Raw genomic sequence first — 21,329 nt, forward strand, 5'->3', positions numbered from 1 at the left:
TGACGGGAGCGACATTCGCGGGCTAACCGCGATCCGGTCGCGGGGGAGCAGCTGCGGGACCGGGTCGCGTTCAGCCCCCTAATCGTGGCGCGGGGCGCTGGTCGTAGGCTGGGTAACCGTGCTGGTACTGGCCATCGACACCTCGACCCCGGCGGTCACCGCGGGCCTCGTCGCCCTGGACGGCGACGCGCTCGAATCCCGCGGCGACCGCGTCACGGTCGACCCCCGCGCGCACGGCGAGCTGATCACGCCCCACGCCCTCGAAGCGGTCAAGGCCGCAGGCGTCACGCTTCGCGACCTCGACGCCATCGTCTGCGGCGTCGGCCCCGGCCCCTTCACCGGCCTTCGCGCCGGCATGGCCACCGCCGCCTCGCTCGCCCACGCCCTCGGCATCCCGGCCTACCCGGTCTGCAGCCTCGACGCGATCGCCGCCGAAGTCCCCTCCGGCGAAGCGCCCTTCCTCGTCCTCACCGACGCGAGGCGCCGCGAGGTCTACTGGGCCGCGTACGCCGCCGACGGCTCCCGCACCGACGGTCCGCACGTCCAGCGCCCGGCCGACCTCGACACCACGGTCAAGGTCGCGGCGGGCGACGGCGCACTGCTCTACGCCGACGCCCTCGGCGTCCAGCCGATGGAGCCGCGTTTCCCGTCACCTATCGGACTGGTCAAGGCCGCTCGCGAGGACTTCGGAAGCGAGCCCGCCCCGCTTACCCCCCTCTACCTCCGCCGCCCGGACGCCGTCGAACCGGCCGCGCGCAAGAAGGTGACCACGCCGTGAGGCTGGAACCCTTACGCCGCAAGGACATCCCCCGCTGTGTCGAGATCGAGAAGATCCTCTTTCCCGGGGATTCGCCGTGGAGCGCCTACGCCTTCCACGCGGAACTCGACGCCGGCGGCCACTATCTCGTCGCGCGCCCGGACGAAAGCGACGAGGTCATCGGGTACGCCGGCCTCGCCATCGTCGGCCGCCGCGGCGATTACGAGACGAGCATCCACACGATCGGCGTCGACCCGGCATGGCAGCGCAACGGGGTCGGCACCGCGCTCCTGAAGGCGCTCCTCGACCGCGCGGACGAACTCGTCGCGCCGGTGTTCCTCGAGGTCCGCACCGACAACGAAGCGGCGATCGCGCTCTACGAGCGGCACGGTTTCGAACGCGTCGGCCTCCGGAAGCGCTACTACCAGCCTTCCGGCGCCGACGCCTACACGATGGCCCGCCCGCGGGCCCAGGTCCGAGACGAGGTGGCGGGCTGATGCCACGCATCATCATGGGCATCGAGAGTTCGTGCGACGAGACCGGCGTCGGCCTCGTCCGCCTGCACGACGACAACACGGTCGAACTCCTCGCCGACGAGGTCGCTTCCAGCGTCGACCAGCACGCCCGCTTCGGCGGCGTCGTCCCCGAGGTCGCCAGCCGCGCCCATTTGGAGGCGATGGTCCCGACCGTCGAGCGCGCCTTCGACAAGGCCGGGCTGAAACTGTCCGATGTGGACGCCATCGCGGTGACCGCCGGACCCGGCCTCGCCGGCGCGCTGCTGGTCGGCGTCGCCGCGGCCAAGGCGTACGCCGCCGCGCTCGACATCCCGCTCTACGGCGTCAACCATCTGGCCGGGCATATCGCGGTCGACACCCTCCAGCACGGGCCGTTGCCCGAACGCTGCCTCGCCCTGCTCGTCTCCGGCGGGCACACGCAATTGCTTCTGGTGGACGACATCGCGTCCAAGATCACCGAACTCGGGTCCACTGTGGACGACGCGGCGGGCGAGGCATACGACAAGGTCGCCCGCGTCCTCGGCCTGCCCTACCCCGGCGGCCCGCCCATCGACAAGGCCGCCAAGAACGGCGACGGCGCGGCCATCGCGTTCCCCCGGGGAATGACCGGGCCGCGTGACGCCAAGTTCGATTTCTCCTTCTCCGGCTTGAAAACCGCCGTCGCGCGGTGGGTGGAAGGCGCCGAGCGCCGCGGCGAGGAGATCCCCGTCGACGATGTCGCGGCGTCGTTCCAGGAGGCCGTCGCCGACGTTCTCACCATGAAGGCGATCCGTGCGGCCAAGGAACACGGCGTGGACACGCTGGTCATTTCCGGTGGTGTGGCGGCGAATTCCCGGTTGTCCGAACTCGCCGCCGAGCGCTGCGCGGAGGCCGGGATCCAGCTGCGGGTCCCGCGGCCGCGACTGTGCACGGACAACGGCGCGATGATCGCCGCGCTCGGCGCGCATGTGGTCGCCGCCGGACGTCCGCGGACGGCGCTCGACTTCTCCGCCAACCCGGCGCTTCCGGTCCAGATCGTCTCGATCTAACGCGATTCGGCGACCGTGCGCTGTGCCGGGGCCAGGTTGAGGAGTTCTTCCAATGCCGCCACCGTCAAGGCGGCGGCATTGCCGTCACCGTAAGGGTTTCCGGTATGCGTCGGCCGGAGATCGCCGCGCAGGATTCTGGCCGCGGTGTCGGCGATGAGCGCGGTGTCCGTCCCGACCAGCCAGGCGCAGCCCGCCTCGATGGCCTCACGTCGCTCGGTGACGTCACGGAGCACGAGGACCGGCGTGCCGAAGGTGGGCGCTTCCTCTTGGATACCACCGGAATCGGTCAGGACGAGTTCGGCCAGCCGCAGCGCGCGCACGAGATCGGGATACTCGAGCGGCTCGGTGATCGTCACCCGTGGCGTGCCACCGAGCGCGGTCATGACCTGTTCCCGTACGGCCGGATTCGGATGCACCGGGAACAGCACCTGGACGTCGGTGTGTTCCGCGACGATCAGCTCGATCGCCGCGAGTGTGCGGCTCAACGGCTCGCCCCAGGATTCGCGCCGGTGCGATGTCACCAGGACCAGGCGTTCGTTCGCCTCGGCGATCTCCATCTCCAGCAACGCCAGCGCGGTGTCCCTCGCCGGCAGGTCGCGTTCGGCGATCGCGATCACGGCGTCGACGACGGTGTTGCCGGTGACCGCGATACGTTGCCGCGCAACACCTTCCGTGCGCAGCGCGGCCGCCGCGCCCGGCGTCGGCGCGAGGTGCAGGGCGGTGATGCGCGAGATCATCTGCCGGGTGCCCTCTTCGGGAAACGGCGCCGCGAGGTCGTGTGTGCGCAGACCCGCTTCGAGATGAACGACCGGGATTCCCAGCCAGAAAGCGGCGAGCGCGCCCGCCAGGCCGGTGGTCGTGTCGCCTTGGACGACGACAGCGGCGGGCGCGACCTGACGGAGCAAGCGATCGAGCGCGGGCAGCAGCCCGGAAACCAGTTCCGCCTGCGTGCCCGTGGTTCGTGGCGGGGTGTCGAGCCAGGCGTCGACCGGCAGGCCGAACGGGATCAGCGCCTGCTCCACCATGCCCTGATGCTGTCCACTGTGGACGACAAAAGGCCGTAGGCGCGGGTGCTCCGCCAGCGCCAGTGCCAGCGGCGCTAGCTTGACCGCCTCCGGCCGGGTCCCGGCCAGCAACATCACATCCACGCGTTCGCGCTCCTCATCCACGATTTCGAGTGTCCCGGAATGTCTCCGGTGACGGCCGCCGGCGTGCGAGGGGCCCACGCCGGCGGCCGTTCTTCCGGGGAGCGTCAGCCCCCCACCTTGCCGAGCCGTTTCGTGCGGCGGTAGCCGGCGACGACCGCGATGGTTCCGAGAACCAGCAGGATCACCCCGACCGCCAGCCACCAGCCGACATCGGCCCCGGTGGCGGCGAGGGCACCCACCCCGCCACCGGCGACGCCGACTCCGGCGCCAGGCAACTTGTACATCTCGACCTCACTTCACCCTGGTCAGGCGGTGGTCGCCGGACGCCGCTTGCGGGCGACGCGGATACCGACCGGAACGGCGATGGCACCGAGCAGGCCGAGACCGATCCACAGTCCCGTGCCGGAAGCCAGCGGCACCGGCAGACCGGCCGGACCACAGGTGGCCGACGAGACGATCACGTCGCCGGAGCCGAGCGGGTTGAGCGCCTGGCCCAGCAACTTCACGTGGATCGCGTTGACGGTCAGGCTGCCGTCGTTGTTCTTGATCTGTTCGTTCAGGATGATCGTCGCGACGTTGACGTTGCCGAGACCGACCTTCACCTGGGTGTTCGGTGCCGGGGTCGAGTCGACCGCGCCCGCGCTGCCGAGGTTCGCGCCGACCAGGGTCGTCGCGCCCTGCACACCCTTCTGTGTCGCGGTGCAAGTGGCTTCGACGACCTTGACGCCGACATCGCCGAGGGCGCCCTTGAGCAGCGGCAAGCCGACATCGGCGGTGCTGGCCTTGGCCGTCACGGCGCCGGAGTTGTCGTCACGCTTGGCTTCGGTGTTGATCGCGCCCGCGGTGAGCACACCGGTGAGGTTGGCCTTCGCGAGGCTGTTGGTGGTCGGCCCGGAGGTCCTCGCTTCGGCGAGCGGCCCGGCCTTCACCGCGTCGAGGCCGAGGAGCTTCACATCGACCTTGACGCCATACGCGGAGCCGTCACCGGGGGCCGCCGAGGCGGGCACCGCACCGGCGAGAGCCACGCTCGCCACCACAGCGGCGAGCAGTCCGCCTCGTCGCAAGAGGTGCGTGTTCTTCAACTGGTCCTCCGAATTGATTCGTGGGGTGTTCTCTCATCTGCGGTCGGCGCATGGGCACGACCGTTGCGGACGAATCCTCAGCTGGCCTGACTCGGCTCGCGGATCGTCTATCGGCGAGTGTTTCTTAAATTGCACAGAAAACTGCGAGGATCACTAGATCAGGTGGTCTTGTGGACATTTCCCGCAGGTCACCGAGAACATCACTCGTTCGGCCTAGTCAGTTTCTCCACGATCGTGCCGAAAGGCCCCTTGATCATGTTGGAAATGTCAACCCCGGTCGAAAGGCATGGTTCCCGCTGACTTACTCTCGTCGGCGAGGTCCCTGTCCGCTTCGCCGAATCCATCGTCTGCTGCGTCTTTCCTGAGAGGGTCACCGTGGCCGTTGCGAGCGCTCCTTTGCCGAGTTCCAGCCGGTTTCCGCTGCGTATGGCGGTGCTGGCGGTGGTCGCCGTCGCGGCGGGCCTGGTGCTGGCCGAACGGCTGTACCGGGTTTTCGAGGTGCAGCTCGCGGGCCTGATACTGAGGGTTATCACCACATCGGGTGTCTTCGTCGCCGGTGAACGCGAGACTGTCTACTTTGGGTTGTCGAGCGATACTCCACTCGGGTTGAGAATGACGCCGGAATGCTCGTCGGCATTCATGTTGCTACCGCTTTTGTTGGTGACGGCCGTCATGTTGTATTTCCGTCCGAGAAATGCGAAGAGACTCTTCTCTTCGTTGGCGATCTCCGCGATCGTGGTCATTCTTGTCAATCAGATGAGGGTTTTGGCGATCGTCGGGCTCGTGCAGATGCTGGGTATCGACGAAGGTTATTACTGGGGTCACACTTTGCTGGGTTCGATGGTGAGCGTCCTCGGCGGCGCGATCGCCCTCGTGCTGTTCGTGTGGCTGAGCACCCGGAAGTCCCGGGCCGAGCGCGAGGCCGTCTGATGGGCGGCGGCTCGGTCAAGATCCTGCTCGCGATCACCCAGGCGTTCGCGCTCACCATGAGTGTCGCGTTCATCGTGTACGTGGTCGTGATCGTCGTGCCGTACCTGCGGCGCAAACCCGCGCCCGTCGGTGACGCCGCCGACTTCACCTGGCACTTCTTCGTTCCGTGCCGGGACGAGCAGACCGTCATCCGTGAGACGGTGCGCTACCTGCGTTCGACGTTCCGGCACGCGCATGTCTGGGTCGTCGACGACGACTCCGAGGACCGCACCGCCAGGGTGGTGCGCTCGATCTGGCGGCGTAACGGCGGTTTCGACCCGTACCTGCACCTCGTTCCCCGGCGCCGTCCGGAGGCGAGGACGGGCAAGGGTGACGCCCTCAACGCCGCGTACCAGGCGCTCAACGACTGGATGGGCCCGGACGCGAGCCGTGACGACGTGGTCGTCGTGGTCGTCGACGCGGACGGCCGTCCGGCGGAGAACTGCCTCGACGTGTGCGCCGCGGACCATCTCTTCGGCGACGAGACGATCGGCGCGGTGCAACTCGACGTCTGGATGGGCAACGCCGCCAGCCGTCCGCCGGGCAGGAACTGGTTTTCGCGCGCATTCGGGCTGAAGCTCGCGCAGATGCAGGACCTCGAGTTCCGTACGGCCATCGCGGCGATCCAGACCTCACGCGGGTTCACCGGCACGATCTCCATGGGCGGCAACGGTCAGTTCACGCGACTGTCCGCATTGGACTCGATCGCGGGCGACGACGAGCAGCCGTGGCGCGGTTCGCTGCTGGAGGATTTCGAACTCGGCGTCCACCTGCTGACCGCGGGCTGGCGGACCGGCTACACGCCGGATTCCCACGTGAAGCAGGAAGGGCTCTACAGTCTGCGGCGATTCCTGGTGCAGCGCACGCGCTGGGGCCAGGGCACGATGCAGTGTTCGCGGTATCTGCGGCGGATCTGGGACTCGCCGCATGTGAGCACGCTGGGCGCGGCGGAGATGATGTACTACCTCGCGCAGCCGTGGATGCAGCTGCTCGGCTCGCTGCTGTACCCGATCCCGTTCATCCTGCTGCTGTTCACCACGGCGGGGGATCCGGCGCAGGTGTGGACGTGGTTCGCCGACGACGGCGCGTGGATCCTGTTCGCGATCTATGGTTCGTTCGGGCTTCTGCCGTTCATCGTGTGGGGCCCGATCTATCAGTTCAAATGCCTGAAGAGCCGCAATCTCCTGCGCGGGCTCGGGATGGGCTTCGCTTACGCGCTGTACATCTACACGTTCTACATCACGTCGTGGCGGGCGCTGTTCCGCCTGGTACGCGGGCGGAACGGCTGGTCGAAGACGCGGCGGAACACGGAGCACGCTCCCGGGGTCAAGGTCGCACTGGACTCCTGACCCAGCCCCGCCCAGATCGCCTTTAGCGGGCTAAACGCGATGCGGGCGGGACCGGGAGGAGGGTCAGAAGGCGGGCAGGATCCGGACGTCGTCCGCCTTCACGAAGGCGATCCGGTGTCCGAACTGGATCTGGACATACCGCGTCTTGCCCTTGACGACCACGTGGTTCGCCGGGTCGAACGTCGTCGCCCAGTAGTACTCGGAACCGAGGACGTTGCCGAGCGAGTACCGCTGCCCCGCCGAGAACGTGTACGGCAGCGGGACGACCTGCTGCACCGGCACGTTCGCCGGGTAGGCCTCCGCCTCGGGATACGCGCGTCCGAACACCGGCACGGTCGCCAGACCGGGCTTCGGCGTGACGACCAGGCCGAACGCCGGGCTCGTCGTGCGCTGGTCGCGGAACCAGCCCTTCTGCCCGAGGTACCAGATCGCCGTCCAGCCGTCACGCTGTTCGGCGACCACGTACCGCTGGCCGGTCTCCGCCCGGCTGCCGATGTCGGAAACGGCCATCGTGCTGGCCGAACCGTCCGGGCGCAGCCCGATGTCCTTCAGTAGCGGTGCCGACTCGTTCGGCTCGCTGCGCAGCACGACAGATCCGGAACCCCTTGCCGGACAAGGCTTCCCGGCGGTCTCGCAGCCCGTGAACGCGGGCTGGTTCGTGGCGAAGTCCGGCGTGATGGTCACCAGCGGCGAACCCGGACGGCCGAAACCGGACAGCGGAGCGCCCATCAGGTCGAAGTAGTGCGCCCAGTCCCAGTACGGGCCCGGATCCCAGTGCATGCCCTTGATGGTCGAGGGGATCGTGCCCGGGACGTTGTCGTGGCCGAGGATGTGCGCGCGGTCGAGCGGGATGTCGTACTTCCGCGCGAGGTAGCCGACGAGCTTCGCGGAGGTGCGGTACATCGCCTCCGTGTACCAAGTGCCCTTCGCGGCGAAGCCCTCATGTTCGATGCCGACGGACTTCGCGTTGACGTACCAGTTGCCCGCGTGCCAGGCGACGTCCTTGGTCGGGACGTGCTGCGCGATCTGGCCGTCCGACGAACGGATCGTGTAGTGCCAGCTCACGTAGGTCGGGTCCTGGACGAGGTCCATCGCCGTGTCCCAGTAGCCCTCGGTGTCGTGGATGATGATGTATTCGACCTTTTGGCTCGTCGGCCGGTCCGCCTTGTCGTGGTTGCCGTAGTCGTTGTTCGGCAACTCCTGGTATGGCGCCGGGACCGAAAGGCACGAGACCTTCTTCGGGCACTCCGTCTTCGAGGTGTCAACCTGCTCGCGGGCCGGGCTCACCGGCGTCGCGGCGAGAGTGACGGTCTGACCGTCGTCGGTCTTGCGGCTGACGCCCTTGGCGATGGTGTCGAAGACTTCGTCGGCGAAGGAGCGCGCTCCCGCCGTGTCCTTCGCGCCGCTGTAGCGCGCGACGGCGTCGTACCAGTCCTTGCCGCCGGTTTCGCGCTGGTACTTCGCCAGCAGGGCGGCGCCACCGCGGATGTTCTGCGTGGTGTTCGTGCGCAGCGTCGCGACGTCCTGGCCGATGAGCGCGGACGCCTCGTCGATCGTCTGCAGGCCCGGTGGGGGCGGCTTCGGCGCCGGCGTCGCCGGGAGTTTCGCCTGGCGGGCGTCGTCGCCGCGCGGATCCTCCTCGCCTTCGTCGTGATGCGTGCCGGTGCCCGCCTCGCGCAGGTCGGTCAGGTGCATCGGGCCGTAGCCGGCGGACGTGCTCGGGGTGCCGGCGTTGAAGTCCCAGCGTGACTCCAAGAAGGAGACGCCGAGCAGGACGCTCTCGGGGACGCCGAACTCCTGCGCGGCGGCCGCGAAGTCCCGCTGACGCTGCTGATCCGCGGGGGCGGCTTCGGCGGGGACGGCGGCGAGGAGTCCGGCGGCGAGGGTGAGGACCGCGAGTCCGGCTGTCCGTTTGGGCCGGCGCCGGCGCGGTTCGAGCGCAATGGAATGGAAGGGACGCGGCATGGGCGTAAACCCCCAGTGACTAGGTCTGCTGTACAGGACCGACCCCAATGGTCGGAACCTAACCAGAAACCCGTCTCTTCCGTAAGGTCCCTCCGGATCGCGATTAGGGGGCTGAACGCAAGTCGGTGGCATGGTGGGGGGATGGCTGGGGTGAAGGAGCTTCTGCAGGAGAAGGACCATGTCTTCCTCGACTTCGACGGTCCGGTGTGCGACGTGTTCGCCGAACTGGCAGCGAGCGAGGTGGCCGACAGGCTCAAGAAACTCGTCGGGCCGGACCTGCCGGACGAGGTGAGCGCCGCGGTCGATCCGTTCGACGTGCTCCGGTACGCGGCGTCATGCGGTCCGAACGCCGCGCATGTCGTCGAGCGGCAGCTCGCCCGGCTGGAGAACGAGGCCGTCTCGTCGATCTCACCCGCTCCCGGCATCGCGGAGGTGCTGGACGAGTGGGTCGCGCAGGGGTTCACGGTGACGATCGTCAGCAACAACTCCACCGATTCGATCCGGTCCTTTCTCACGCTGCACGACCTCGCCTCGCACGTCCGCCGGATCAGCGCGCGGATCACCGGCGACCCCGCACACCTGAAGCCGCGTCCGGCCCTCCTCGATGCCGCCGTGAGAGCTCTCGGGACCTCGCCCGCCCGATGCGTGATGGTCGGCGACTCCGCCGCGGACGTCCTGGCCGCTCGCGCTGCGGGAGTCGCTTCGGTCGCTCTCGCGACGACATCGGCGAAGCGCAAGACCCTCGCCGCTCTCGCCCCTGATGCCCTGGTCGGCTCCCTCGCGCACTTGCGTTTCGCGGGCTAACCGCGACCTGGGTGCCCAGGCCGCCCACTTGCGTTTCGCGGGCTAACCGCGATCCGGCGGCAGGCGCCCGGTGGCGCGGAAGGCCATCGGGATCGACCACCCCAACGTCGCACCGCTCAGCAGCGGCCTGGTCCTCCCCGGAACAAAACGGCCGGTCAGGCGCTCGGGAAGATCATTTTCGCAGCGTGAGCGGACCCTCCTTGCGAAGCTGGCACTCACATGGCTAGAGTGCTAATTGCACGGCCCGAACACGCCCCGGCACCCGCGACGGCGGGGGTGGTAGGAGCCGTAATACATCCTGCCAACGCTTTCGACGACCGTGGAGGTCAACCCGGTGAGCGTGAACATCAAGCCGCTCGAGGACAAGATCGTTGTCCAGACGAGTGAGGCCGAGGAGACGACCGCTTCCGGCCTCGTCATCCCCGACACCGCCAAGGAGAAGCCCCAGGAGGGCAAGGTTCTGGCCGTGGGCCCGGGCCGCATCGACGACAAGGGCAACCGCGTTCCGCTGGACGTGGCTGTCGGCGACGTCGTCATCTACTCCAAGTACGGCGGCACCGAAGTGAAGTACAACGGTGAGGACTACTTGATCCTCTCCGCCCGCGACGTGCTGGCCGTCATCAACTGACGTCCGCTCTCAGCGCATGACGCCCCGGGCCCCGCATTGCCGGGGAACGGGGCGTTCGTGTTTTCCGAGCTTTAGAACTGGAAGGTAAGCGGAACACGCCATGCCCAAGCAGATCAGTTTCGACGAGGACGCTCGTCGCGCGCTCGAGCGCGGGGTGAACAAGCTCGCCGACGCGGTCAAGGTCACCCTCGGCCCGCGCGGTCGCCACGTCGTGCTCGACAAGAAGTTCGGTGGCCCGACCATCACCCTCGACGGCGTCACCGTCGCTCGTGAGATCGAGCTCGACGACCCGTTCGAGAACCTCGGCGCGCAGCTCGCCAAGAGTGTCGCCACCAAGACCAACGATGTCGCCGGTGACGGCACCACGACGGCGACCGTGCTCGCCCAGTCGCTGGTGAAGGTCGGCCTGCGCAACGTCGCCGCCGGTGCCAACCCGACGGCCATCGGCCGCGGCATCGAGGCCGCCGCGGAGAAGGTCATCGCGGTCCTCAAGGAGAAGGCGACCCCGGTCAAGGGCCGCGACAACATCGCCCAGGTCGGCACCGTCACCTCGCGTGACGCGGCCATCGGCGCCCTGCTCGGCGAGGCCGTCGAGCGCGTCGGCGAAGACGGCGTCATCACGATCGAGGAGTCGTCCACGCTGGCGACCGAGCTCGTGATCACCGAGGGTGTGCAGTTCGACAAGGGTTTCCTGTCGGCGCACTTCGCGACCAACCCGGAGGAGCAGAAGGCGATCCTCGAGGACGCCTACATCCTCCTGGTCCGCGAGAAGATCTCGGCACTCGCCGACCTGCTCCCGGTGCTGGAGAAGGTCGTCGAGGCCAAGAAGCCGCTGCTGATCATCGCCGAGGACGTCGACGGCGAGGCGCTGTCGACCCTCGTGGTGAACTCGCTGCGCAAGACGATCACCGCCGTCGCGGTCAAGGCGCCGTTCTTCGGCGACCGCCGCAAGGCGTTCCTGGACGACCTCGCGGTCATCACGGGCGGTGAGGTCATCTCGGCCGAGATCGGGCACAAGCTGTCCGAGACCACGCTCGCCCAGCTGGGCAACGCCCGCCGGATCGTCGTCACCAAGGACGACACCACGCTCGTCGACGGTGCCGGCACCAAGGACGACATCGCCGGGCGCATTTCGCAGATCCGCAAGGAGATCGAGAACACCGACTCCGACTGGGACCGCGAGAAGCTGCAGGAGCGGCTGGCGAAGCTCGGCGGCGGTGTCGCCGTGATCAAGGTCGGCGCGGCCACCGAGACCGAGCTGAACGAGCGCAAGCACCGCATCGAGGACGCCGTGGCTTCGACCAAGGCGGCCGTCGAAGAGGGCATCCTGCCCGGCGGTGGCTCGGCTCTGGTCCACGCCGTCAAGGAGCTCGAGGGTGGCCTCGGCCTTGAAGGCGACGAAGCGACCGGTGTCCGCATCGTCCGCGACGCGCTGTCCGCCCCGCTGTTCTGGATCGCGACCAACGCGGGCCACGAGGGTGCGGTCATCGTGAACAAGGTCCAGGAGCAGAGCTGGGGGCACGGTTTCAACGCCGCCACCGGCGAGCTGACCGACCTGCTGGCCGCCGGCATCGTCGACCCGGTCAAGGTGACCCGGTCCGCGGTGGCGAACGCCGCCTCCATCGCCCGGCTCGTGCTCACGACGGAGAGCTCCATCGTCGAGAAGCCGGCCGACGAGGAGCCCGCCGCGGCCGGTCACGGCCACGCGCACTAGCTCCACCGTTCCACCCGAAGCGGGGCGGTACTCCACTCGGAGTACCGCCCCGCTTTCTTGTGCTTGGGCCCCTCCAGGTCGCGTTTCGCGGGCTAACCGCGATCTGGGTCCCGGGGCGAGGGGAGCGACTTTCGCGGGCTAACCGTGATCCGGTCCCGGGGGAGCGTGGGGCGGCGGCGGGAGCGACTTTCGCGGGCTAACCGCGACGCGCACGGGCTCGGACACGCGGAAGGGCGGCACCCCACCCGGATGCCGCCCTTCCGCGTCGCCGACTCGGCCGGATCAGCCGTTCGACATGCTCAATGTGCGCTTGTCCGCCTTGATGATGTGCTCGCGTTCCGACTCCGACAGCCCGCCCCAGATCCCGTACGGCTCGTGCACGGCGAGCGCGTGGGTCCGGCACATGGCCAACACCGGGCAAGCCAGGCACACGGCTTTGGCCCTCGCCTCGCGGCGGGCTCTCGCCGGCCCGCGCTCGCCGTCAGGGTGAAAGAAGGACGCGCTGTCCATGCCTCGGCACGACCCTTCGAGTTGCCAATCCCATACATCGGCGTTGGGCCCCGGGAGCCTGCGTGTGTCCGCCATCCTGACCGCCTCCGTCATCCGGTCGAAGCGTTTACCTGCTCTGCTGCGCTGCGGATACTCCATTCGGTGCAACGGCCGTAACGTTAGAAGCGCGCCAATACTTGTTCAAGAGATTCAAGACGATTCAGCCGTTAGGCATCCCCCGGATGTGTGAGCGGCACTTTCCGTTCCGGTTGCCCCGCCCTCGCCCTGCCTGGATATTGGGTCGAGTGGGATCTCGGATCAGCAGTGAAGAACCCACCCTGCCGGTGGCCTCGGTCGCTCGCCGGCTCGGGGTCGCACCGTCCACCCTGCGAACCTGGGACCGCAGATACGGCGTGGGACCGAGCCGGCACACCAACGGCCGCCACCGCCGCTACGGCAGCTCCGACATCGGCCGCCTCGAACTGATGCAGCGCGCGTTGCTCCGCGGTGCCTCGACGGCCGAAGCGGCGAAGTACGCGCTCGAGCAGATGCCCCGGACAGCGCCGGAGAACCCGGAAACCCCCTTGGTCCGAGTGGAGGAACAGGCCACCGCGCCGCCCGCGGAGGATCACGACGTCCCGTCCCGGCTCGCCAGGCGCTTGAGCACGGCCGCGCTCGCGATGGACTTCGGCGCGGTCCAGCGGATGCTCGCCGACACGATCCGCGAACTCGGCGTCCTGCCCGCCTGGACAGGCGTCCTGTCGCCGGTCCTGACCGCCCTCGGCGCACGCTGGCGCGGAGTCAGCGCCGGTGCCGAAGTCGAGTACCTGCTCGCCGAATGTGTGTACGCCGCCCTCATCCGCGCGACGCCGGTGCTCCGCGAGCCGCGCAACCAGCGGCCGGTCCTGCTGGCCTGCGTGCCGGACGAACGCGACAACCTGCCGATGTACGCGCTCGCCGCCGCGCTCGCCGGCCGCCGGATCGGGGCCCAGCTGTTCGGCACCTCGCTGCCCGCCGAGGTGCTGGCGGTGACCGTCCGCCGCAGCGTCCCGGCCGCGGTGGTGCTGTGGTCGGGGCGGAACGCGACAGCGGATCCGCGCCTGTTCGCCAGGGTGTCCCGCGGCCGCCAGCGCAGCAGGCTCTTCGCCTGCGGTCCCGGCTGGGATCCGGCGGTGCTCCCGGACAAGATCGAACTACTCGGTGAGCTGACGACGGCCGCCGACCGGATCGAGCATGTTCTTGTCGGTGCGAGGCGCTAGAAAGGACGGATGGAAGCGTCCTTGCGGTCCGCCGCGTTCGGCGACGGCGTGCTGCCGCCGTCGCCCTTCGGGGTGCCCGCGTCGCCTCGCGGACGGCTGCTCGCCGCGATCGGGCTCGGCGCCCGCGGCCGGTACGCGGTGGCGGCCACCCTGCTGACCGGTTTGCGGGCGAGCAAGGAGCCGGTGCTCGCGTCGCTGGCGGCGAGCACGCTGGCGTCGCATCGACGCCAGCTCGGCGGGCACGCGGCGGCACTCGTCCTCGACGGTGAGGCGCTCGCGCTGGTGATCGGGGAGCCGCGAGATGAACCCGACCCCGATGGCCTGGACGCGGAGGGGGCCCGTGCGGACGCGCTGCTCGGTCTGGCGGCCGACAACCTCGGGCGCGGCAGACTGGCCGCCGCCCGGCGGCTGGTGGCCCGCGCGGAGGCGCACACCGGCAACTGGCGGAGCCGGACCAGGGCCGGTTGGGTGGCCGCGGAAATCGAACTGGCGAGTAACATTTCCGAGGCGGCGATCACACCTGCGGAAATGGCGCTCGAAACGGCGCGGGCCCAGGGCGCCTGCCGACATGTCGTCAAATCACAGCTCGTACTCGGTGTGGCGTTGGTGAATGGGAGTTCCACTGAGCGGGAGCGCGCGAAGACGCTGGTCAGGAGTGCTCGGGAAACCGCCGAGAAATACGAATTCAATTCACTTTTATGGGTGGCATGCCTGGTCGAGGCCGACTTGGCGACGGGACACGCCGATGAGTATCGATTCAGAAGTGCCGAACTGTTGCACGCAGTGTTACGGCGCGCAGATCCTTGCGGGAGGCGGCTCGCCCGGGAATCCCCGTGGGTTCCCGCCGGGGGCGTCTAGCCTGTTGGAGGGCCCATTCCGGCAACCGGGCTAAGAACTTTCAAAAAAAGCCACCGGATCGTGTCAAGGTTCGGGCTAAAGCGTCCGATAGGGGAAGTGGAATGTCACCCGGCTGCAGGAAGGAAACCCCGTGACGACGGTCTTGATCTGCGACGACCGACGCAGTGTCCGCGAAGGGCTCACTCGAGTGATGTCCGCGGTCCCAGGGGTCAGTCGCATCGACTGCGTAGCGCACGGTGACGAGCTGCTGGCCCGGTACTCCCGTCAGCCGGTCGACGTCGTGCTGGTCGGTACCCAGCGCGCTGTCCCGACTGGCGTCGAAGCCACCAGGCGGCTCGTCTCGGCGAACCCCCAAGCGAACGTGATCGTGTTCGGCGCCCCGGACGACGCCGGCAGCATCGCCGCCGCCATCGCCGGCGGAGCGCGCGGCTACCTGCGCTGGGACGCCTCGCGTCCCGAGCTGGTCGCCGCACTGGCGCATACGCTCGCCAGCACCTCGGTGCCGGCGCCGCGCCAACCGTCCGACCCTGGCGTCCAGCTCACCGAGCGCGAGCTTCAGGTGCTCCGTGGGATGAGCCAGGGCAAGAGCAATGGACAGATCGGCCGCGAGCTGTACCTGTCCGAAGACACCGTGAAGACCCATGCGCGGCGCTTGTTCCGCAAGCTCGGCGTGCGGGATCGCGCTCAGGCTGTCGCCCACGGATTCCGTCGTGGACTCGTTTCCTGACAACGCTTTCCTGATTTCGCTGGTGTGACAGCGGCAACGGGTGACAACGGGCCGGGGGCATGCCCCTGGCCCGTACCTGTGTTCCCTGTCACGCTTCGCACTTTTATGTTCACTGCTCGGGCACTCTGGCCCGAGCGCGTCCGCCTCCGGGCGGACCGTCGTACCCCACTGTGTTCCGGCTCGTTGAAGGTTCGACTACGAGCGAAGGGAACCAGGAAGTAGACCCCGGTTTTCAGCGCGCTCGCCGGATGGGCGGCGCGCCGGTGGCGGCCGTCAGCGAAGGCGGCGGGCCCGGGGCGGTACGGTAGCTGTCACCGGTAGTGGTCTCCGAAGTCACACGCCGGACTCTTTGCACGCCTATACGTAACACTGGGACTGTTGTCTGCGATGGCCAATGTGGGGGACGGACTGGATGAGCCGGTCGCCGCTGCTGTTGAGGGTGATCCTCAAGCGGTCGAGCGGTTGCTGGCGGCCATCCGTCCTTTGGTAGTGCGGTACTGCCGCGCTCGGGTTGGCAGGCAGGAGCGTTCGTTCGCTTCCGCAGACGACGTTGCTCAGGAGGTGTGTCTCGCGGTGCTCACGGCATTGCCTTCGTACCGTGATCAGGGCCGCCCGTTCCTGGCCTTCGTCTACGGGATCGCCCAGCACAAGGTGGCCGACGCGCATCGCGCCGCGGCCCGCAACCGTGCCGAACCGGTCGCCGAAGTCCCCGACGAGATCGAGGGCGGCGTCGGTCCTGAGCAGCGCGCCCTCCAAGGCGAGTTGAACGAGCGCATGTCGCAGCTGCTGCGCGTCCTTCCCGATAAACAGCGTGAGATCGTGGTTCTGCGTGTCGTAGTGGGATTGTCCGCCGAAGAAACGGCCGAAGCCGTGGGGTCCACCCCCGGCGCCGTCCGGGTGGCCCAGCATCGCGCCCTCGCGCGCCTACGTAAGGTTCTGGCCGCTGAGGAGGTGATCTGAGTGACCGATCGCGACCATCGGTTCTCCCCCGGGACCGATCGTGAACTGACGGCTTTCGAAAGAGGGCTGACGTCCTCCGAGGCCGAGTTCGCCGCTGATCTGTCGGCCGTGCAGGCCGACGACGCGCTGCTCGACGCTCTCGGTGGCTCGGACCCGAAAATGGCCGACGACCTCGGCGATCAGGAACTCAACGCGCTGCTGCTGGCTTGGCGGCGCGACATAGACAGTGAGCCGCTGGCGGAACTGGTGGACGTCGATACCGCCGTCACCACCGTGAAGACAGCCGCGCTCGCCCGTAAACACGGGGGAAGACGCCGGCTGCTGGTCCCGGTGGCCGCCGCCGCGGCCGTCCTGGCCATCGCCTTCGCCGGTACCGGTCTCGCCGCGAAGGACGCGCAGCCTGGTGACACGCTCTGGGGCCTGACCAAGGTGCTTTACGCCGACCACGCCCGGTCGGTCGAGGCCGCCGCCGCGGCCAAACTCGATCTGGAGAAGGCCAACCTCGCGCTCGCCGGTGGGCGCCTCGACGACGCGCGCAAGGCGCTCGACGAGGCACAGGCCGCGCTGAGCCAGGTGACCGACGAAGAGAATCGCGATCAGCTGCTCGAGCAGCACCGCCAGCTGAGCGCGCAGCTGCAGAACCCCACGCAGCCGACGTTGCCTCCGGATCAGCAGTCTCCTACGCAGACTCCGGTGGCGACCACCCCGCCGCCCACTCCGCAGCCGACCGGTTCGCCGACGTCGCTGCCCGGAGGCGGCACTCCCGGCACGAGTCTGCCGGGCACCACGACACCCACGCCCACTCCGCCGACCTCGTCGAGTGAGCCACCGCCGCCCACCACGTCGACGACGCAGCCGGCCTCGGGTAACGATCCCGGCGGCTCGCGCAACGAGCCGACCCCGGGTGCCGGAGCGCAGGCGCCCGGCGTCGTCGAGACCACGTAGGACCCCGAGAACGCCGAAAGGGCCTGGTGAGAACACCCTCACCAGGCCCTTTCGCGTGTGGCTCAGATCGCCTTTAGCGGGCTAAACGCGACGCGTTTAGCCCGCTAAAGGCGCTCAGTAGGCGCTTTCGTTGGCCGTGACACCGTCCGCGAAGCCGCGGCAGTAGTCCCAGCTCACGTAGTCACCGGGGTTCGGATCGAACGCGGGCTCGTGCGGCCGCATCCGGCCGTCGGCGAGCAGCTGCTCGAGACTGGCGCGCAGCAGATGCCAGTCGTGGTAGTGCGGTTCGTCGCATTCTCCGCAGTCGACCACGATCCCGCGTACTCCGCGTGGTTCGAGAAGCGCCTGGTAGACAGCGAGATCGGAGAGGTCGGCCAGCAGCTCGGTGCGTTCCTCGTCGCTGATCGGCTCGTCCAGCCGGTCGGCGTCGTCGATGAACGCGCGGGCCGGGTCCTCCGGGTCATCCGCGAACGGGTCTGGGGGCAACGCATCATGCGGCACGCCTGCACGCTACCGGGCGCCCACCCGGGCCGGGCGGCCGCCCGGCCCGGATATCATGAGGGGCAGGCCCTCGCCGTGATGCCACCAGCCACGGCGGCCCCCATTAGTCACCGCTAGGAAGGCCGTTCGCCTGCTATGACCAGCGACAGCGTCACCGCCCCCGTCCCGAGCAAGTTCGCCATGCTCGGGCTGACCTTCGACGACGTGCTGCTGCTGCCGGCCGAGTCCGACGTGGTGCCCAGTGCGGTCAGCACCCGCACCCGGCTCTCCCGCAACGTCACCCTCAACATCCCGCTGGTCTCCGCCGCCATGGACACGGTCACCGAAGGCCGGATGGCGATCGCGATGGCGCGCCAGGGCGGGATGGGCGTGCTGCAGCGCAACCTGCCGATCGACGACCAGGCGTCCGCCGTCGAGGTCGTGAAGCGCTCCGAGGCGGGCATGGTGACCGATCCGGTCACTTGTTCGCCGGAGGACACCCTCGCCGAGGTCGACGCGCTGTGCGCCCGGTTCCGGATCTCCGGCGTGCCGGTGACGGACGCCGCCGGCACGCTCGTGGGCATCATCACCAACCGCGACATGCGGTTCGAGGTCGACCACACCCGTGCCGTGCACGAGGTGATGACGAAGCTGCCGCTGGTCACCGCGCAGGTCGGAGTCACCGCGGAGGCCGCGCTGGGGCTGCTGCGCCGTCACAAGATCGAGAAGCTGCCGATCGTCGACGGCGCGGGCAAGCTCCGCGGCCTGATCACGGTCAAGGACTTCGTCAAGACCGAGCAGTACCCGAACGCCACCAAGGACACCAACGGCAGGCTGATCGTCGGTGCCGCCGTCGGTGTCGGGCCGGACGGGCACAAGCGTGCGATGGCGCTGGCCGACGCCGGGGTCGACGTACTGATGGTCGACACCGCGCACGGGCACTCCCGCGCCGTCGTGGAAACGGTCGCGCTGCTGAAGAAGGAACTGGGCGACACCGTCGACATCGTGGGCGGCAACGTGGCGACCCGGGCCGGTGCGCAGGCGCTGGTGGAGGCGGGCGCCGACGGGATCAAGGTCGGTGTCGGCCCGGGCTCCATCTGCACCACCCGCATCGTCGCCGGGGTCGGTGTGCCCCAGATCTCCGCGATCTACGAGGCCGACCAGGCGGCCCGCCCGGCGGGCATCCCGGTGATCGGCGACGGCGGCATCCAGTACTCGGGTGACATCGCGAAGGCGCTCGCCGCGGGCGCGTCCACCGTGATGCTCGGCAGCCTGCTCGCGGGCACCGCCGAATCGCCCGGCGACCTGATCCTGGTCAACGGCAAGCAGTTCAAGACCTATCGCGGGATGGGCTCGCTGGGTGCCATGCAGTCGCGTGGACAGGCGAAGTCCTACTCGAAGGACCGCTACGCGCAGGACGACGTGCTGAGCGAGGACAAGCTGGTCCCGGAAGGCATCGAAGGGCGTATCCCGTTCCGTGGGCCGCTCGCGAACGTCGTCCACCAGCTGGTGGGCGGCCTGCGGTCGGGGATGGGCTACGCGGGCGCGTCGACGATCCCCGAGCTGCAGGAGGCGCAGCTGGTGCGGATCACGGCGGCCGGGCTCAAGGAGAGCCACCCGCACGACATCACGATGACCGTCGAGGCACCCAACTACACCACCCGGTAGTCCGCCCTTCCGGACACTTACGCAGCCGGTTCCGTTCCCAGGAGACTTGGTCCGCCGATCAAGTCTCCTGGGAGGAATCGGATGTCTTCTTCGCTGACCGTTTCGCGGCGCACCGTGGTGGCCGTGTTCGCCGCCGCGATCCTCGGGCTGGGCGGCGGGGTGGCGGCTTCGGCCGCGCCTCTTTCCAGCGCTGCCGAACCCCAGGCGTCGCCGGGGGAGCCGTGGAAGCGCACCGAGTTGTACTTCGGCGCGACGAAGCCGGGTGGCGGTGAGGTGAGTGACGCGGAGTTCACGGCGTTCTCGGACAAAGTCGTCACCCCAGCGTTCCCGGACGGGTTCACCGAGCTGGCCGGTCGCGGCCAGTGGCGCGGGTCGGACGGGGTGATCACACGGGAGAAGTCCAGGGTGATCATCGTCGTGTACCCCTTCAGCGACCGCGACGCGAACCGCGAGATCGAGGAGATCCGGAGCGCCTACAAGGAGGCGTTCTCGCAGGAATCCGTGCTCCGGACCGACTCGGTGGAGAAGGTCTCCTTCTGACCCTCCTGCCCCAGCCGCCCCACCGGAGCGACTTTAGCGGGCTAAAGGTGAAACAGGTGGGGCACGTGGGGCTGGTGTGACTTCGGGGCCGCTTCGGGAGCCCCGTGCGCAGGTCACCCACGCGGCCTAGCGACAATGGGGTGTAACGGTCGTCGGTGAGAAGGGACTTGACGTGCGGGATCTGGTCGAGATCGGCATGGGCCGCACCGCGCGGCGGGCGTATGACCTCGATGACGTGGAGATCGTGCCGTCGCGGCGCACCCGGTCGTCGTCGGTCGTGTCCACCGCCTGGCAGATCGACGCGTACCGCTTCGAGTTGCCGCTGGTCACGCACCCCACCGACGCGATCGTGTCGCCGGGCACCGCGGTGGCCGTCGGCGAGCTCGGCGGGCTGGGCGTCCTCAACGCCGAGGGGCTCTGGGCGCGGCACCCGAACGTCGAGGACGCGATCTTCCGGCTCGTCCGGGCCGCGGAGGACACCGAGGACCCGACCGCGATCGTGCGGGAGCTGCAGGAGCTGCACTCCGCCCCGATCCGGCTCGACCTGCTGACCGAGGCGATCAAGACGGTCCGCGAATCCGGGGTCACCGTCGCGGCGCGGGTCAGCCCGCAGCACGCTGCCGAACTCACGCCGGACCTGCTGGCGGCGGGCGTCGAGATCCTGGTCGTGCAGGGCACGATCATCTCCGCCGAGCACGTCCAGCGCGACGCCGAGCCGCTGGACCTGAAGGACTTCATCGGACGGCTCGACGTCCCGGTGATCGCGGGCGGTGTCAGCGACTACCGGACCGCGATGCACCTGATGCGCACCGGCGCGGCCGGCGTCATCGTCGGCCACGGGGCCAGCCGTGGCGTGACGAGCACCGACAGTGTCCTCGGGATCGGGACGCCGATGGCGACCGCGATCGTCGACGCCGCGGCCGCGCGTCGTGACTACCTCGACGAGACCGGCGGCCGGTACGTGCACGTACTCGCCGACGGCGGGATGAGCGTGTCGGGCGACATCGCCAAGGCCATCGCCTGCGGTGCCGACGCGGTCATGCTCGGTGCGCCGCTGGCCGCCGCCTCCGAGGCGCCTGGGCAGGGCCTCTACTGGACGTCGGCCGCCGCGCACCCGTCGCTGCCGCGTTCGCGCGTCGCGCTGGGGCCGGACTACGCCGTCGACCTCAAGACGCTCCTCTTCGGACCGTCCTCGGACGCTGAAGGCGTCGTGAACCTCTTCGGGGCGCTTCGCCGCGCGATGGCGAAGACGGGCTACTCGGACCTGAAGGAGTTCCAGCGGGTCGGCCTGACCGTGCGCCGCTGACCTGCCACTTCGCCCGCCACGGATCGCGTTTAGCCCGCTAAAGGCGATCCGGGGGCGTACTACTTCGGCGAAGTGAAGTGACCTGAGAGGGCTGGATGACCGCGGTGGTCGTCCAGCCCTCTTCTTCGTGCGGCCGGA

Annotated in this window: 22 protein-coding genes; 16 read left to right on the top strand and 6 right to left on the bottom strand. The window is 68.9% G+C overall.

Features of this window, described 5'->3' with window-relative positions; all coding sequences use genetic code 11:
* Positions 1-118 precede the first annotated feature (118 nt).
* From tsaB to tsaD, 3 genes are read left to right on the top strand one after another with little or no spacing between them, the layout of a single operon-like run.
* A complete protein-coding gene (tsaB, locus tag L324_RS27445) occupies positions 119-778 on the top strand; it encodes a tRNA (adenosine(37)-N6)-threonylcarbamoyltransferase complex dimerization subunit type 1 TsaB (protein WP_037314797.1) in 660 nt (219 codons plus the stop codon).
* Positions 775-1,254 carry a ribosomal protein S18-alanine N-acetyltransferase gene (gene rimI, locus L324_RS27450; RefSeq protein ID WP_037314799.1) on the top strand — a complete coding sequence of 160 codons (480 nt, stop codon included), beginning with the start codon at positions 775-777 and terminating at the stop codon, positions 1,252-1,254. Before tsaB ends, rimI begins: the two co-directional genes overlap by 4 nt.
* Entirely contained in the window at positions 1,254-2,300 is a 1,047-nt protein-coding gene (gene tsaD / locus L324_RS27455) for a tRNA (adenosine(37)-N6)-threonylcarbamoyltransferase complex transferase subunit TsaD (protein ID WP_037314801.1), read from the top strand. Before rimI ends, tsaD begins: the two co-directional genes overlap by 1 nt.
* Here tsaD and wecB read toward each other — a convergent pair.
* The 3 genes from wecB to L324_RS27470 form a co-directional block, all read right to left on the bottom strand.
* Complete coding sequence (gene wecB, locus L324_RS27460) at positions 2,297-3,448, bottom strand: non-hydrolyzing UDP-N-acetylglucosamine 2-epimerase (protein ID WP_037315000.1); 1,152 nt, start codon at positions 3,446-3,448, stop codon at positions 2,297-2,299. The genes tsaD and wecB overlap by 4 nt on opposite strands.
* 104 nt (positions 3,449-3,552) lie before the next feature.
* Positions 3,553-3,732, bottom strand: coding sequence for an LAXTG motif-containing small protein (locus tag L324_RS27465; protein WP_037314803.1), 180 nt, complete (start codon positions 3,730-3,732; stop codon positions 3,553-3,555).
* A gap of 21 nt (positions 3,733-3,753) precedes the next feature.
* Positions 3,754-4,530, bottom strand: a complete 777-nt coding sequence (locus L324_RS27470) for a choice-of-anchor protein CoaP (protein WP_037314805.1) — start codon at positions 4,528-4,530, stop codon at positions 3,754-3,756.
* A 426-nt stretch (positions 4,531-4,956) separates the two neighbouring features.
* On the opposite strand from L324_RS27470, the gene xrtP reads away from it, so the two are divergent.
* The gene (xrtP, locus tag L324_RS27475) at positions 4,957-5,460 is read left to right on the top strand and encodes an exosortase P (protein ID WP_037314808.1); all 504 of its coding nucleotides are present in this window, start codon (positions 4,957-4,959) and stop codon (positions 5,458-5,460) included.
* Positions 5,460-6,848 (top strand): XrtP-associated glycosyltransferase, encoded by a 1,389-nt coding sequence (locus L324_RS27480; protein ID WP_037314811.1) that lies wholly within the window; start codon positions 5,460-5,462, stop codon positions 6,846-6,848. Before xrtP ends, L324_RS27480 begins: the two co-directional genes overlap by 1 nt.
* A 63-nt stretch (positions 6,849-6,911) precedes the next feature.
* Here the strand turns inward: L324_RS27480 and L324_RS27485 are convergent, their stop codons facing one another.
* On the bottom strand, positions 6,912-8,813 hold the full coding sequence (locus tag L324_RS27485) for an N-acetylmuramoyl-L-alanine amidase (protein WP_037314814.1): 1,902 nt from the start codon (positions 8,811-8,813) through the stop codon (positions 6,912-6,914).
* 141 nt (positions 8,814-8,954) lie between these two features.
* Between L324_RS27485 and L324_RS27490 the strand changes: the two genes are divergently transcribed.
* The 3 genes from L324_RS27490 to groL all read left to right on the top strand — a co-directional run bounded on the left by L324_RS27490 (position 8,955) and on the right by groL (position 11,959).
* A complete protein-coding gene (locus L324_RS27490) occupies positions 8,955-9,617 on the top strand; it encodes an HAD family hydrolase (RefSeq protein ID WP_037314817.1) in 663 nt (220 codons plus the stop codon).
* A gap of 334 nt (positions 9,618-9,951) precedes the next feature.
* A complete protein-coding gene (gene groES, locus L324_RS27495) occupies positions 9,952-10,245 on the top strand; it encodes a co-chaperone GroES (protein ID WP_009072407.1) in 294 nt (97 codons plus the stop codon).
* A gap of 100 nt (positions 10,246-10,345) precedes the next feature.
* Positions 10,346-11,959 (top strand): chaperonin GroEL, encoded by a 1,614-nt coding sequence (gene groL / locus L324_RS27500; protein WP_037314820.1) that lies wholly within the window; start codon positions 10,346-10,348, stop codon positions 11,957-11,959.
* A 282-nt stretch (positions 11,960-12,241) separates the two neighbouring features.
* Here groL and L324_RS27505 read toward each other — a convergent pair whose 3' ends face one another.
* The gene (locus L324_RS27505) at positions 12,242-12,562 is read right to left on the bottom strand and encodes a WhiB family transcriptional regulator (RefSeq protein ID WP_081736491.1); all 321 of its coding nucleotides are present in this window, start codon (positions 12,560-12,562) and stop codon (positions 12,242-12,244) included.
* Positions 12,563-12,792: 230 nt separating this feature from the next.
* Here L324_RS27505 and L324_RS27510 point away from each other — a divergent pair, with 230 nt between their 5' ends.
* From L324_RS27510 to L324_RS27530, 5 genes are all read left to right on the top strand, one after another.
* Positions 12,793-13,707 (top strand): MerR family transcriptional regulator, encoded by a 915-nt coding sequence (locus L324_RS27510; RefSeq protein ID WP_173426409.1) that lies wholly within the window; start codon positions 12,793-12,795, stop codon positions 13,705-13,707.
* A gap of 9 nt (positions 13,708-13,716) precedes the next feature.
* Complete coding sequence (locus L324_RS27515) at positions 13,717-14,565, top strand: hypothetical protein (protein ID WP_037314825.1); 849 nt, start codon at positions 13,717-13,719, stop codon at positions 14,563-14,565.
* Between the two features lie 130 nt (positions 14,566-14,695).
* Positions 14,696-15,292: a response regulator transcription factor gene (locus L324_RS27520; RefSeq protein WP_003073605.1), complete on the top strand. Its 597-nt coding sequence runs from the start codon at positions 14,696-14,698 to the stop codon at positions 15,290-15,292.
* A 387-nt stretch (positions 15,293-15,679) separates the two neighbouring features.
* Positions 15,680-16,252, top strand: coding sequence for a sigma-70 family RNA polymerase sigma factor (locus tag L324_RS27525; protein WP_037314832.1), 573 nt, complete (start codon positions 15,680-15,682; stop codon positions 16,250-16,252).
* The gene (locus L324_RS27530; protein ID WP_037314836.1) at positions 16,253-17,197 is read left to right on the top strand and encodes an anti-sigma-D factor RsdA; all 945 of its coding nucleotides are present in this window, start codon (positions 16,253-16,255) and stop codon (positions 17,195-17,197) included.
* Positions 17,198-17,311: 114 nt separating this feature from the next.
* On the opposite strand, the gene L324_RS27535 is transcribed toward L324_RS27530, so the two are convergent.
* Positions 17,312-17,698 (bottom strand): DUF5319 domain-containing protein, encoded by a 387-nt coding sequence (locus tag L324_RS27535; RefSeq protein ID WP_037314839.1) that lies wholly within the window; start codon positions 17,696-17,698, stop codon positions 17,312-17,314.
* A gap of 135 nt (positions 17,699-17,833) precedes the next feature.
* On the opposite strand from L324_RS27535, the gene guaB reads away from it, so the two are divergent.
* From guaB to L324_RS27550, 3 genes are all read left to right on the top strand, one after another.
* On the top strand, positions 17,834-19,345 hold the full coding sequence (guaB, locus tag L324_RS27540; protein WP_037314842.1) for an IMP dehydrogenase: 1,512 nt from the start codon (positions 17,834-17,836) through the stop codon (positions 19,343-19,345).
* An 81-nt stretch (positions 19,346-19,426) separates the two neighbouring features.
* On the top strand, positions 19,427-19,885 hold the full coding sequence (locus tag L324_RS27545) for a DUF3574 domain-containing protein (RefSeq protein ID WP_037314845.1): 459 nt from the start codon (positions 19,427-19,429) through the stop codon (positions 19,883-19,885).
* A 172-nt stretch (positions 19,886-20,057) separates the two neighbouring features.
* Complete coding sequence (locus L324_RS27550; RefSeq protein WP_037314848.1) at positions 20,058-21,191, top strand: GuaB3 family IMP dehydrogenase-related protein; 1,134 nt, start codon at positions 20,058-20,060, stop codon at positions 21,189-21,191.
* The last annotated feature ends 138 nt before the right edge of the window (positions 21,192-21,329 follow it).

The sequence above is a fragment of the Amycolatopsis orientalis DSM 40040 = KCTC 9412 genome (genome assembly GCF_000478275.1).
GTDB classification, from domain to species: domain Bacteria; phylum Actinomycetota; class Actinomycetes; order Mycobacteriales; family Pseudonocardiaceae; genus Amycolatopsis; species Amycolatopsis orientalis.